General features: G+C 46.0%; 14 protein-coding genes. 5 read left to right on the forward strand and 9 right to left on the reverse strand.

The window, feature by feature from the left end; translation table 11 throughout:
• Positions 1–97: 97 nt before the first annotated feature.
• The 5 genes from ROSEINA2194_RS05685 to ROSEINA2194_RS05705 all read right to left on the reverse strand — a co-directional run bounded on the left by ROSEINA2194_RS05685 (position 98) and on the right by ROSEINA2194_RS05705 (position 3,679).
• Positions 98–1,012: a sensor histidine kinase gene (locus ROSEINA2194_RS05685; RefSeq protein WP_005928646.1), complete on the reverse strand. Its 915-nt coding sequence runs from the start codon at positions 1,010–1,012 to the stop codon at positions 98–100.
• 17 nt (positions 1,013–1,029) lie between these two features.
• Entirely contained in the window at positions 1,030–1,836 is an 807-nt protein-coding gene (locus ROSEINA2194_RS05690; RefSeq protein ID WP_005928643.1) for an ABC transporter permease, read from the reverse strand.
• Positions 1,829–2,749: an ATP-binding cassette domain-containing protein gene (locus tag ROSEINA2194_RS05695; protein ID WP_005928640.1), complete on the reverse strand. Its 921-nt coding sequence runs from the start codon at positions 2,747–2,749 to the stop codon at positions 1,829–1,831. The genes ROSEINA2194_RS05690 and ROSEINA2194_RS05695 overlap by 8 nt, the downstream gene beginning before the upstream one ends.
• Positions 2,750–2,832: 83 nt before the next feature.
• Positions 2,833–3,498, reverse strand: a complete 666-nt coding sequence (locus ROSEINA2194_RS05700) for a response regulator transcription factor (protein ID WP_005928637.1) — start codon at positions 3,496–3,498, stop codon at positions 2,833–2,835.
• Positions 3,476–3,679, reverse strand: coding sequence for a helix-turn-helix domain-containing protein (locus ROSEINA2194_RS05705; protein WP_015542398.1), 204 nt, complete (start codon positions 3,677–3,679; stop codon positions 3,476–3,478). The genes ROSEINA2194_RS05700 and ROSEINA2194_RS05705 overlap by 23 nt, the downstream gene beginning before the upstream one ends.
• Before the next feature lie 160 nt (positions 3,680–3,839).
• Between ROSEINA2194_RS05705 and ROSEINA2194_RS05710 the strand changes: the two genes are divergently transcribed.
• From ROSEINA2194_RS05710 to ROSEINA2194_RS05730, 5 genes are all read left to right on the forward strand, one after another.
• Positions 3,840–4,193 (forward strand): helix-turn-helix domain-containing protein, encoded by a 354-nt coding sequence (locus ROSEINA2194_RS05710; protein WP_015542399.1) that lies wholly within the window; start codon positions 3,840–3,842, stop codon positions 4,191–4,193.
• Positions 4,194–4,447: 254 nt separating this feature from the next.
• Positions 4,448–4,777, forward strand: coding sequence for a plasmid mobilization protein (locus ROSEINA2194_RS05715; protein ID WP_005422959.1), 330 nt, complete (start codon positions 4,448–4,450; stop codon positions 4,775–4,777).
• A complete protein-coding gene (locus ROSEINA2194_RS05720) occupies positions 4,738–6,078 on the forward strand; it encodes a relaxase/mobilization nuclease domain-containing protein (RefSeq protein WP_005928627.1) in 1,341 nt (446 codons plus the stop codon). Before ROSEINA2194_RS05715 ends, ROSEINA2194_RS05720 begins: the two co-directional genes overlap by 40 nt.
• A 92-nt stretch (positions 6,079–6,170) precedes the next feature.
• Positions 6,171–6,401 (forward strand): helix-turn-helix domain-containing protein, encoded by a 231-nt coding sequence (locus ROSEINA2194_RS05725; RefSeq protein WP_005928624.1) that lies wholly within the window; start codon positions 6,171–6,173, stop codon positions 6,399–6,401.
• Between the two features lie 4 nt (positions 6,402–6,405).
• Positions 6,406–6,774: a DUF6050 family protein gene (locus ROSEINA2194_RS05730; protein WP_005928622.1), complete on the forward strand. Its 369-nt coding sequence runs from the start codon at positions 6,406–6,408 to the stop codon at positions 6,772–6,774.
• Positions 6,775–6,951: 177 nt separating this feature from the next.
• On the opposite strand, the gene ROSEINA2194_RS20240 is transcribed toward ROSEINA2194_RS05730, so the two are convergent.
• The 4 genes from ROSEINA2194_RS20240 to ROSEINA2194_RS05750 are packed head-to-tail and all read right to left on the reverse strand — an operon-like array spanning position 6,952 to position 12,193.
• Positions 6,952–7,317 carry a cysteine-rich VLP domain-containing protein gene (locus tag ROSEINA2194_RS20240; protein ID WP_005928617.1) on the reverse strand — a complete coding sequence of 122 codons (366 nt, stop codon included), beginning with the start codon at positions 7,315–7,317 and terminating at the stop codon, positions 6,952–6,954.
• On the reverse strand, positions 7,314–7,526 hold the full coding sequence (locus tag ROSEINA2194_RS05740) for a transposon-transfer assisting family protein (protein WP_005928614.1): 213 nt from the start codon (positions 7,524–7,526) through the stop codon (positions 7,314–7,316). Before ROSEINA2194_RS05740 ends, ROSEINA2194_RS20240 begins: the two co-directional genes overlap by 4 nt.
• Positions 7,523–8,476 (reverse strand): hypothetical protein, encoded by a 954-nt coding sequence (locus tag ROSEINA2194_RS05745; RefSeq protein ID WP_005928610.1) that lies wholly within the window; start codon positions 8,474–8,476, stop codon positions 7,523–7,525. Before ROSEINA2194_RS05745 ends, ROSEINA2194_RS05740 begins: the two co-directional genes overlap by 4 nt.
• A 3-nt stretch (positions 8,477–8,479) precedes the next feature.
• Positions 8,480–12,193 (reverse strand): YodL domain-containing protein, encoded by a 3,714-nt coding sequence (locus ROSEINA2194_RS05750; protein ID WP_005928606.1) that lies wholly within the window; start codon positions 12,191–12,193, stop codon positions 8,480–8,482.
• Positions 12,194–12,213: the final 20 nt, after the last annotated feature.

Here is a 12,213-nt window from a genome sequence, read left to right on the forward strand (position 1 = left end):
CGGCGGCTCTGAAAATCAAAGCCGCCGAAAAATAGTAGGCGCGTGAAAATGCTTCTGCTCTGCGACGGCTTTTTTTCTTTTGCCGTCGTCCGGCAGATTATTTTTTTATGAGTAAGGGAGAAAAATCAATCGTAATCTTAAAAATATGGTCTTGTATCTCAATTATTGGATTTTTGCAATTCATCAACAGCAACAGCTTTTTTACAATATAAAGTCCCTGTCCAGATGTACCGTTACTCCTTGAAATATCTGCCACATAAAAGCGCTCCAACAATTTTGAATATTCTTCTGTAGGAATAGTTGCAATAGGATTTTTGATACACAGTTGAACAGAATCTGTATTATAAATTAGCTGAACTACAACATTACTTGTAGTGGAAGTTATCGCATTGAATATAAGATTCTGTATAATGCGAATACACGCTTTTCTATCAGCATTAAGATAAATATTCACATCAGGTATTTCTATTTGCGGTTCAATTCCATTAACACTGAAAGTCGAATAGTTGTCCAACAGGATTTCGGTAAGCAATGAGCATAATTCAACTTTTCCATAATAAAATGGATATTGTCCTGCTTCCAAAAGAGAGATTTGATAAAAGTCGTCTATGAGACGTTCTAATCTCAAGGCTTTTCCTGATAATGCTGAAATATATTCTTGTCTTTTTTCGTCCGGCGCACTTGATAAAAGCTGCAAATATCCGCGAATAGAAGTTAGTGGTGTCCGTAAATCGTGAGAAAGGCAAGAAATATTCTCTTTAAGTTCATCCTCCTTTTTTCGGATTTCTCCCAGATAAATGTTATCTTTTGATACGATTTGATTTATGATTTCCACTAAATGCTCCAACCGCCTATCAGTTAAAGATATTGTAACTAACTTTTTCGTTTCTCCATTCAGAATAGCATTTAGTTGGACGTTCACTTTGTGTATCTGCATTTTCCAGTTAATTAAAGAAATTGAAAGGATAATGACCAATACTACTAGAACAAGAAACAGAATCGCCCAACCCATATTCTACCTCCTTGTTTTTACTTGATTTCTTTCTTACTCATAGCAATGCCGCCGACAATCAAAAGCAAAATGCCCCCCATGAAATAAAATGGTAAATGTTCGATAATCCCCATTGTGCGGCAAGAACAAAAATTCATCCAATAGTACATAGGATTTCCATACACAAAAATTTTCAAAGGTATTGAAGCCGCGTCCATATTACTCCATAGCATTAAATAAACAGACGCTCCGCTGAATACATATAAGCAGCAAATTCCAGTTACAACCCCTATATTTTGAATGATAACACACAGGAAAATAGAAATGCTTTCAAATGCTAACAAAACGATTCCACAAGCCAGTGCCCATCCAAACAGGGTTAGTGCTTCACTCGCAGACGGAATATAACCGGATTGTATGATTTCGATAACGAAAAATGCAGCGACAAAAATCAGATATGTTATCAGGGACACTGCCAATATTGTAATTGCCTTGGTGTAATAGAGAATAGTCCGTTTAGTACCGTATGCAACAGACAACTTGATTGTGCCCGTGTTATATTCTTTTGTAAAAAATATGGTCGCAAATACAAGGCAAACAATCCAGAAAAAGGCTGTGTATGCAAGGGATGAGCGGGCAACAGTTTGAAAAGTTGGCATTTCACTGGATAAGTAACATTTAGCTTGAAAGCCGATTACACTTTCTGTTCCGTCTCCTGCTCCGAAAAAAGTCATATCGCCAAGTGCAAAGGAGACCATTACAAGTGCCACACATACGCCTAATATAGCTATCATTATTTTTGAGCGAAACAATTTATAAAATTCAGCTTTAAAATGGTTAATCATTTTTGCACCCTCCAATCAAATTAGTATAATAAGTTTCAAGGCTGTCTCCGGATTGTGCCAACTGATAAATTATAATATTATTCGCACTTAGCAACGCTGATACTTTTCCGGCATTTTCAACATAATCATATAGATGAATACTTTTATCTGGCATAACAGAAAAATTTGAAGTATTCAGTTCGCTTTCCAACAAAGCACTGGTAGTAGCTACATCATTAACCTGTAATAATAAATGCTTTTTGCAGCGTTGCTCTAACTCTGCCGCAGTAATTTCCTGCAAAAGTTTCCCCTCATGTAAGATACCGTATCTATTGGCTAATTGATGAAGCTCCGAGAGAATGTGACTTGAAATTAAAATAGTAATTCCACGTTCTTCATTTAACCTTTTTAGTAAGTTTCTTAATTCAATAATTCCAGTAGGGTCTAATCCGTTAATTGGTTCATCCAGTACGAGAAATTCAGGATTTCCAAGCAAAGCGATTGCAAGAGCTAATCGCTGCCGCATACCCAAAGAAAAATCTTTTGCTTTTTTCTTTCCGGCGTCTCTCAGATTGACCAATTCCAGAGCATTATCAATGCAAACCTTTCCAGGAATACCACGTTGCAGGCGTTGTACCTCCAAATTTTCATGGGCTGTCATATCAAGATAAAGAGAAGGACTCTCAATAATACAACCAATGCGCTCACGCTGTTTTGCGAGTTTCTTATCACTCTTACCGAACAAAGCAATATTGCCAGTTGTAGGTTCTGCTAACCCAGTTAATAAACGGATCATGGTCGTTTTACCTGCACCGTTTTCTCCGATAAACCCATAAATGTCTCCCTGCATTACAGACATAGATACTTGATTTAGGGCCAGTGTGTTGCGATACTTTTTCGTGATGTTGATAGCTTCAAAAACTGTTGTGTTCATATTTTCACAGCTCCTTTCTTATTACTTAGTATCGCAGATAATTTCTTGAATAATCTAAGGCAAATCTAAAGAATAGCTAAAGTTTATTTTGCAAAGCGGTAGCCCAAGCCCCATACGGTTTTAATTCGGCAGCCTTCGCTCCTTAATTTTTTGCGTAAGTTGCTTATATGTGTGTTAATGACATCGTTATCCCTTGCAAATGGTTCTTGCCAAATACTTTCATAAAGATTTTGCTTTGAAAAAACCTTATCGGGATATTTCGCCAATAGTTCTAAAAGTTGATATTCTTTTGCGGTAAGCACAATGATTTCGTCTGCAACAGTAACTATTTTTGATGCTGTATCAATGGAAAGTTCTCCAAATTTCAAACAAAGATTGGGCGTACATTTTTGACTTCTCAATAAGTTGCGCTCAATCCGTGCTAATAATTCGTCCAAATCAAATGGCTTTGTTAAATAGTCATCAGCACCCAAGCGAAAGAGTTCAACTTTATTAAATGTCAAACTCTTTGCAGAAACAACAATTACAGGTACATTTGAAAATTTTCTAATAGTTCTAATTAACTCATCTCCACTGATAAAAGGAAGCATTAAATCTAAAATAATTAAATCTGGGGTCAATTCTTTTACACGTTCAAGCGCATTTGCACCAGTAAATGTGAAGAATACTTGATAATTGTATTTTTCCAGATGGTCTTTTATCATAAAGCATATTTCTTTATCATCCTCAATAATTAGCACCTTGTTCATGGCGTAACTCCTTTCTCTGTTTTGTTCTCCCGTCAATCGGCTTTTCCGCGTCCTTTGGTATCAGCCACATATACCCAAGTTTTGAAACGCCCGGTATGCGGTTCTGGCTGCAAAGTATCTGTACCCGTCGTTCCGAAATGCCCCATTTTTCCGCTGCCTGTGGCGCAGACATATATTCCATAATTCTCCCGTCCTTTCTGCATACAGTATCAGTATAATTATACTCGGACAGGCGAATAATAGCAAGTGTCTGATTATGAATTATTTTGGTGCATAGTAGGAATTGTGTAAGCATATCCAACGGGAAAGGGGAACAGTAAAATGTAATCGGGTGAATGAATATGGCAAAAAGACCAGTAGAAAAGTATGACTTCAAGGCTTTTGGGGAAGCGATAAAAGAAGCTCGGAAAGGGCGCAAGGAGAGCCGCAAGAAAGTAAGCGACGAAATGTATATCTCCCCGCGTTACCTTGCGAACATTGAGAACAACGGGCAACACCCAAGTTTGCAGATTTTCTTTGAGCTTATACAGCGTTATAATATATCCGTAGACCAGTTCCTTTTTGACAGCCCCGCCGGGAAAGACACAAATCGGCGGCAGCTTGACGCGCTCCTTGACGATATGAGCGATACGGGCATACGGATTGTGACCGCAACAGCAGAGGAAATAGCTAAAGTCGAAAAAGAGGGCAGATAAGATGTGTCCGGCAAAACTGAACAGGATTTAAGAAGCGTTGTAATCTTTTTTTGAGATTGCAGCGTTTTTCTTTTGCGGAAGTTTGGCAAAATCGGGTGTAGCTCCGTAGTAGGAAGTAAGGAAAAACTTTCGTAGCAAGCATAGGAAAGGGGTACCCTTTCCGTATTTTCGCCCTCCTGCGCTGCGGCGCGTCGGTTGAAAATTGCTTGTTGGGAAGTGTCCCAAACCCTCGGAATGGAAAGGAGTGTGAGCCGATGAACGGCAGGAAACGGACAGTACAAATTAAATTCAGAGTAACAGAGGAAGAACGGGCGTTCATTGAACAGAAAATGCAGCTCGTCCCTACCCGGAACATGGAAGCCTACTTGCGGAAAATGGCAATCGACGGGTATATCATTCAGATAGACCATGCCGACATAAAAGCTATGACAGCGGAGATACAGAAAATCGGGGTCAATGTCAATCAGATTGCAAAGCGCGTCAATGCGACGGGCAGCGTCTACCAAGAGGATATAGAAGAAATCAAGGAGGTGCTTGCGGAGATATGGCGGTTACAAAGATTAAGCCTATTAAAAGCACGTTAAAAAAAGCCCTTGACTATATCCAAAACCCGAACAAGACGGACGGGAAAATGCTGGTGTCCTCGTTCGGGTGCAGCTATGAAACGGCAGATATTGAGTTCGGATTTACATTGTCGCAAGCTCTTGACAGAGGAAACAACCTCGCACACCATTTGATACAATCTTTTGAGCCGGGGGAAGTCGATTATGAGAAAGCCCATGAAATCGGAAAACAGCTTGCCGACGCGGTAACAAAGGGGCAATATGAATACGTCCTTACCACTCACATAGATAAAGGGCATATCCATAACCACATCATTTTTTGTGCGGTAAACTTTGTAGACTACCACAAGTATGTTTCCAACAAGCGCACCTATTACGGAATACGCAACATCAGCGACAGGCTGTGCCGGGAAAACGGCTTGTCCGTCCTTGTGCCGGAGAAAGGCGGCAAGGGAAAGAATTATGCGGTGTATAAGAAAGAGAAAACCGCCAAAGCAAAATTGAAACTTGCCGTCGATACCCTTATCCCCCAAGTGTCCGACTTTGAAGAATTGCTCGCGCGGTTACAGGCAGAAGGCTTCACAATCAAACGGGGAAAATATGTGTCCTGTTTGGTTCCGGGACAGGAACGGTTTACCCGTTTGAAAACCCTCGGCGCAGATTATACAGAGGAAGCAATCCGGGAACGGATAGAGGGCAAGCGTACCCGCACCGCCAAAGCTCCCAAGACAGAACGCGGCGTGTCCCTGCTCATTGATATTGAAAACAGTATCAAGGCGGCGCAGAGCCGGGGTTATGAACAATGGGCGAAAATCCACAATCTGAAACAGGCAGCTAAGACCATGAATTTTATTACGGAACACAAGATTGAACAATACACCGACTTGACCGCAAAAATCGCAGAGATACAGACAGAGAGCGAACAGGCGGCAGACGCATTAAAGAGCGCGGAAAAACGGCTTGTAGATATGGCGGTGCTTATCAAGAATGTTTCCACGTTCCAAAAGACAAAACCCGCCTATGACGCATACCGCAAAGCAAGAAATAAGGACAGTTACCGGGCAGCCCATGAGCGCGAAATCATCTTGCATGAAGCAGCGGCAAAGGCATTAAAGGCGGCGGGCGTTTCCAAGCTCCCGAACCTCACCGCGCTGCAATCGGAATATGAAAAGCTCCAGGAACAGAAAGAAGCCCTTTACGCCGACTATGGCAGACTGAAAAAACAGGTCAAAGAGTACGACGTTATCAAACAGAACATAGACAGCATTTTACGGCAGCCAAGAGAACCGGAACGGGAAAAAGGAAAAGAACGCGGGGAGTAGCTTTGTTCATACTTGTATGATATAATAGTTCCTATCAAAAACAGTAGTTACATACCAAAGTGATACATTTTCAGCAAAGGAAGTGTCAGAGAATGGAACAGGAAATGCCGGACTATGAAACGATACGCGCCGCCGTTGCGGGCGAAAAATGGGCGTTGGAAAAAGTGCTTGCTTGTTACGGTGACGAAATCAACCGCCTTGCAATGGTAAAAAAGCGTCAGCCGGACGGAAGCGTAAAAGAGGAAATCGACGACGATTTACGGCAAACGCTCATACTGAAACTGTTAGAAGCTATCCCACAATTCCCAATAGAAAAGGAGTGATACCATGACACGCGGGGAAATTTGGAAAGACTTTTTTAAGAGAACCGTTTTGCCCGCCGTTATCGCATTGTTTTTATTCTTCATGTTTAAGAACGTCTTTACAGAGGACGGGCAGACCAATTACTTTTATGTGTGGCTGTGCTGCGGTATTCCCTTTGGTATTCGCCGTATGTTCGTATGGCTTGTACCGCATGGGTATGACATAGCCGGAACGGTGGGTATCATTGCCCTCAACTTCATTTTGGGCGGCATTATCGGTGGGGTCATTTTGATATGGCGGCTCGTCGTGGCTGCATGGTATATCCCCCTTACGATATACCGTTTACTTACCACAGATAAGGGCGCAACCCCTCAAATCAACATGGAAAAATAGCAAAGGAAAAACCGGGACGCAGACAGTCAGTAAAGACTATCCGCGCCCCGGTTTTCTTATGGGTGCAGTTCTGAAATGTTACGCAGTAGAACGCCGTTTTTAAGGGAAAAGGTATAAAGCCCTTGCCCTATGAGGAAACGGTTGTCAGAAGCCTGTAAAACAAGGCTTTTTTCGCCCTTACCGCGTAACAAGAGCGCGCCGTTTTCTCATGCGCTCGGCTGCCTGTCTGCGGGTAATCCGCTTCCGACAGTCCGGGCAGTATTTGACGCTGTTAGAGGTGGACGCAAAGAACGCGCCGCACACGGTACATTTCTTTCTGTCCTCGGTCTGATAGAGTTCCGCATAGAGCAGCTTATCAAGAGGAAGTACGGCAATCCGAAACCACTTACAGAGCAGGGAATAGGAAATGAGCTGCGGGCATACGCAAGTGTCCCCGTCGTCCAGTAAAATACAGTTGCCATTCTCGCAGTTGCAGCACTCCTTTTTCACAAGGGTGTTTACCTTGCGGCTTTGTCGCGGCGTCAGCCGCTTAATCCCGGTCATACTTCATCAGCAGGATAAACGGAAAGCTCTTTGTACTCGGCGTCGGTCAGCGCGTTCACTTTGGAAATGGTGCGCTCTGCAAGCTCCCGTAATCCCGCGTCCATGTAAGGCAGCGCAGCGGTCATGTTCTCAATAAGCTGCGCCTTGCTTCCCTCATGGTAAATGCTCAAAAGGTTTGTTTCCTCAACAGTAAATCTATTCATGCTCATACCTCCAAATCGTGATTTTTTCTTTTTGCCGCTGACTTTTTCGGGGCGGCTGTTTTCTTGTCTGCGGCAAGCTGCGCCCGGACAGAGGGGCGGGGCTTTTTAATCTCTTTGTCCCGGTTCTCTCCCTTGTCAATCAGCGCATACGTTCCATGTCTGCCCTCGATTTTGGAAAAGGAAAGGGTCTTGTAAGGCAGCATGGAGAAAAGGCGGTCAATGTCCTTTGTGTTCGCAAGCTGCATGAACGCTGGGGAAAGCTCCACCATGAAATGGGTCTTGTTCGGGCTGTTCGGCGTGTCATGCCGCTTCATTTCCCGCACAATGCGCCGTGCTTCCGTTTCAATCAGTCCGTCATGCAATGCGGCGATATGGGCCTTAAAATCTCCCGGTGGAAGCTGCTCCCTGTTGCGGTGTTCCTCCCGTAAGAGCCATTTAAGAGCGTCCGGGTCGTTGGGTATGGCTTCAAAGCGTTCAAACTTCCCAAACTGCGGGTCTGGGCTTCCGTTGAAATACTGTCCGGCGGGTATCATCTGCTCCCCGCGCTCATAAATCAGCTTTACCGTATCGGCGGGCAGCCCTTTTTCTTTGACGCGCTCATAATGGCGGGAATAGTCAAGTTCATACAGATTGCCCTTGATTTTTCCATGCTCCTTGCCTGTCAGCTCGATTGCATAGGCAAGAATACGGTCGCTTGTCTGCTCCATGTAAAAACGCCAGGTATTATGGGGCGCGGTGTCCTTTAGGAAAACGTCACGCTCCCGGAAGCAATGCGTCCCGGACGGGCGGCAAAACCATAAGAGGGTCTTATCCTCTTTACTTGCGCTTGCCGCCGTTTTTGCGATAATCTCCCTGTCAATATCAAAATCGCTTTGGTAAAAGCCTGTATTCTGCTTCATAATCGCATCGAGGGAAGCGAACACGTCTACATCTTCAAATTTATTTAATTTGCTCATGTGTCAGCTCCTTTCCAAGTCCTGCGACTTCTGCTTTGCGTTCTTCTTTTTCCCCGTCCGTTCTTTGTCAGCTTTAAGCTGCGCCCGGATAGAGGGCTTTTCTTTGCCGCGTTCTTTGTCTGCCTTAATCGCTTCTGCAAGGTCAACAAGGGAAATCTGTTCCCCGGCTTTTACCTTTGCTTCCAGTTCGTCAACCGTAGGGGTGTTGTTGATGATACCGTCAAAGTTGTTGTCGTTCTGCTCGATTGTGTCCTCGACGTGCTTTAGCGGGTTTATCTTTTCCGGCTGTTGTGTCTGCTCCTGCAAAAACTCCGGCACTTCCTTGTAGCCGAAACTATCTACATAATGCGCCGCGTCCTGTCCGTTCTGATGAAGCACTACCACGTCGGAAACGGAAAGGCTGTGTCCCTTAAAATCTTTCGGGTGGTCGATATTGAAACGGGTGTAAATATCTTCAAGGGAAGTACCCGGCGTAAGCTCTGCGGAATAGACAAGCTCATAGTTTGTCTTATCAACCACATTTCCCGCCGCCTGCAGGCGGTCGTAAGGCTCAAAGCGGAAGTCCCGCGTTTCGTCCCCTTGCTTTAGCTGATAAATGGAAAAGGTGTCTTTGTCGGCTTCGGCTTCCTGCGCCTTTGCATATAGCTCCTTTACTTCTCCCTGCGTCAGCTCTCCGGCGTTCAGCCCGCCCATGAGTTCCCGGCATTTTGCAAGGCTGCCGATATACAGCACGTCCCCGATTTTTGCCCTGCCGTTTTCCTGCGGGAGATAGGCTTGCAGGAAAAAGCGGTCGTTGTCGCCCGTTGTGCGGGGGTTGGCTTCAATCTTGTAAATGTACTCCGGCATGGCGGCTTTTTCCCTCGGTGCGTCCTGTGCCTGTTCCTTTTGCAGTTCTGCGATATGTCCGTCAATGGAATTGATAATCTCGGCGGCTGCGCTGCGGATTGTTTCAAGAGAGCTTTTCAGTTCGGCAAGCTCCCGTCCGGCACTCCACCCGGCAACATACCCAAAGGAATAATCGGAAGTATCAAGCCCGTAATGCTGGCACACGGTATAGGCGATACTTTCTGCCTGTACCTCACGGGTGCGGCGGTCGGGTCTGTTCTCCAAGTCCTCCAATGGTGCGTTAAGGTCAATGTCGTGCAGCTTTGCATGGGCGATTTCATGGATAAGTGTCTTTAAGGTTTGCAGCTCGCTCATGCCCTCATCAAGGGCAATACGCTTGTCCTCCAAGTGGTAGTAACCATGTGCGCCGCCCTCGATTTTTTCAAAGCCAACAGGAACAGGAGAAGTCTTTTCAAGGGCAGCGAAAACCTCCTTGTAATGCTCCACATCTCCGGTCAGCATATTTACGGCAATGTCGGGGATTTCCTTTCCCTCGGTCTGCGATACATCAAAGACAGATACCACCTTAAAGGCGGGGATTGTGATTTCCTTTTCTTCGGTTACGGGCTTTCCGTCCTTACCGATAATGACTTTCTGTGTTTGCGGGTCGATTTTCTCCATTTCTTTTTTAATCTTGAACGGCGACGGGGCAAGGATTTTGATACCCTTTTGTCCTTTCATCACGTTTCGTCCAAAGTTATTTTTCCATGCGGAAAATCCGGCGATAAGGGAAGCGTCGGGCTTTTGCATGGCGATCAGCAGCGTATTGTTAAAGCTGTAATTATGAAACTTTGACATGACGCGCAGATATTCCTTGTAACGCTCGCTGTCGAACAGCTCCGTAATGCCTTGCTCCAAGCGGTCGGTTATCTCTTTGAGCTTTTCGGCTGGCTTCTCGCTCGTCAGCACGATAGGGATAACCGGGCGCGGCTCCTGCTGCTGTGCTTCGGGAATGGTCGCCGTCTGTACTGCCGGGGCTGCGTCCAGTTCGATGGTCGGCTGCGGGTAGCTCATAATGCGGTATTCCTCCGGCACGTCCCGTCCCTCAAAGTGTTTCTCCCATTCGTCGCCGCTTTCCACAAGGTAGCCGTATTCCGTAAAGCTGCCTTTTTCCTGCGCGGCGGCGTTTCGTCCAAAGGCGATAAGGTCAATGCTGTTTTTCCATTCAGCGGGCATTTGCACCATGCCGGATTTGTTAAGGTAATAATCGCCCAATTCGCGGGGATTATGTACTTCGGGGATATGCACGAAAAAGTCCTCGTTATAGGTAAAGTCAATGAGCTGCCCGATATTCTCAAAACCGTTCTTTCGCTGTGTGGCGGCGTTCAGCGCGGCAATCCCGGAAGCGTCAAGGTTTTCCAGTCGTGCCGCAAGGAAATTCAGCTCGTCCACCTGTGCCGCGCATACCATGTCATACGGCAGGGCAATGTGTCTGTCCTCCCGGTCAGAGTAGCCGTGAATGAAAAATTCCTGCGGGTTGTCTGCGGTAATGCCGACGCTTTGCATGGCTTCGTGAAGCTGCTCTTTGGTGGCGGGCATGGAAAGCCAGTAGCCACCCGGTTCTCCCGTTTCAAAACGGGTGCGGCTGTCAATCAGGATTGCAAACTGTTCCGTTTCCTGTCCCGGTTCGGTTCTCGGTGCAGCGGCGGGACTGTCGGCGGCGGGCTGCTTGATTTCCTCGCCCTCTACGGTGTAGCCCGGTAAGAGCTGCCCGTTTACCCTAAACTGTTCCGCGTATTCCGGCGGGATAGCCGGGGAGATTTCCGTAAAAAGTTCTTCATACGCCTTGATACGCCCATTCAGATATTTTTCCATAGCTGCCCGGTCAGCAAATACCTTTCTGTCCTGTCCGGCGATTTTCGCCTGTCCGTACCCGTGGGGGCTGTTGGTGTAGACGTTCCAAGATAACGTATAGGAATATGGAATAGATTTCTGTGCTGCCTTGTCATAGCGGGTATTTTCGTACACATGATAGCTCATTTTATATACCCGGTTGCTGATAATGTGGCGGTCGTTGTCCTCGTCCTGCCACTTGTTCGCCGTATGCTTCACTTCGGGTACTCTTGCATACTCAATCGCCTTGTCATATAACAGGGTCTTTCCCGCCTGTTCCTCCCAGGCGGCAGCCTGTACTTTCAGATTTTCAAAAACGGTCTGTTCCGCAGCCGCGCTTTCTTCCCGCAGCTTCATAAGCTCCGCAAGAGATAAGGCGGTCAGCGGGGAAATATCCGCGCCTTTCGTGTCAAAATAGATACCGCGCTCAATCTTCATCTTGTCGGCGGCGTCCAGTCTGTCGCGGTCGTATGAAGAATAACCTGTTTTCAATTCGTCCATTCGCTTGCTCCTTTCTTTTTCAATCATGCGGTGCATAAGTTCGTAGTCCTCAATACTCATGCTTCCGTCAAATACATAAGGGTCAAAATCTTCCCCGTCCCGGTAGGGCTTTTCGGAAAAGGGAATCCCCGCTGCATGGGCGGCGGCTCTTGCTTCCTCGATAACCTCCGGGGGAAGCCTGTCGTCATGCGCCCCGATAAAACCGTCAAGGTCATTCATGCTGTTTTCATAGTGATAGCGCACTCCGGCGGTCAGTTCGTCAAGGCTCATATCCTCGCCTAAATGCCCGCAGTAGTAGCCGTTTAGAATAACGGCGGCGGGGTCAGCCGCTTTGATTTCCTCTAACCGGCTCCTGTCAAACGGTTCTAAAGTACCGTCCACTTCAAGATGAAACAGCTCGGCGTTCCATGAACGCCCCTCTTTCCAGAACGCCACCCATGCGATACCGTCCCTAAGTTCCTCTTGATAGTCCTTTACGCTGTCGCGCAAACTTGCCATGTGTAAAACCTCCTTTCGCG

Source organism: Roseburia inulinivorans DSM 16841, assembly GCF_000174195.1.
Lineage (GTDB): Bacteria > Bacillota > Clostridia > Lachnospirales > Lachnospiraceae > Roseburia > Roseburia inulinivorans.

Coding starts and splice junctions, on each gene's coding strand:
- ROSEINA2194_RS05725 (WP_005928624.1), top strand. CDS start 6,171: ATGGAACAGGAAATGCCGGACTATGAAACGATACGCGCCGCCGTTGCG.
- ROSEINA2194_RS20240 (WP_005928617.1), bottom strand. CDS start 7,317: ATGACCGGGATTAAGCGGCTGACGCCGCGACAAAGCCGCAAGGTAAAC.
- ROSEINA2194_RS05705 (WP_015542398.1), bottom strand. CDS start 3,679: ATGGAATATATGTCTGCGCCACAGGCAGCGGAAAAATGGGGCATTTCG.
- ROSEINA2194_RS05750 (WP_005928606.1), bottom strand. CDS start 12,193: ATGGCAAGTTTGCGCGACAGCGTAAAGGACTATCAAGAGGAACTTAGG.
- ROSEINA2194_RS05710 (WP_015542399.1), top strand. CDS start 3,840: ATGGCAAAAAGACCAGTAGAAAAGTATGACTTCAAGGCTTTTGGGGAA.
- ROSEINA2194_RS05690 (WP_005928643.1), bottom strand. CDS start 1,836: ATGATTAACCATTTTAAAGCTGAATTTTATAAATTGTTTCGCTCAAAA.
- ROSEINA2194_RS05745 (WP_005928610.1), bottom strand. CDS start 8,476: ATGAGCAAATTAAATAAATTTGAAGATGTAGACGTGTTCGCTTCCCTC.
- ROSEINA2194_RS05715 (WP_005422959.1), top strand. CDS start 4,448: ATGAACGGCAGGAAACGGACAGTACAAATTAAATTCAGAGTAACAGAG.
- ROSEINA2194_RS05685 (WP_005928646.1), bottom strand. CDS start 1,012: ATGGGTTGGGCGATTCTGTTTCTTGTTCTAGTAGTATTGGTCATTATC.
- ROSEINA2194_RS05730 (WP_005928622.1), top strand. CDS start 6,406: ATGACACGCGGGGAAATTTGGAAAGACTTTTTTAAGAGAACCGTTTTG.
- ROSEINA2194_RS05695 (WP_005928640.1), bottom strand. CDS start 2,749: ATGAACACAACAGTTTTTGAAGCTATCAACATCACGAAAAAGTATCGC.
- ROSEINA2194_RS05720 (WP_005928627.1), top strand. CDS start 4,738: ATGGCGGTTACAAAGATTAAGCCTATTAAAAGCACGTTAAAAAAAGCC.
- ROSEINA2194_RS05740 (WP_005928614.1), bottom strand. CDS start 7,526: ATGAGCATGAATAGATTTACTGTTGAGGAAACAAACCTTTTGAGCATT.
- ROSEINA2194_RS05700 (WP_005928637.1), bottom strand. CDS start 3,498: ATGAACAAGGTGCTAATTATTGAGGATGATAAAGAAATATGCTTTATG.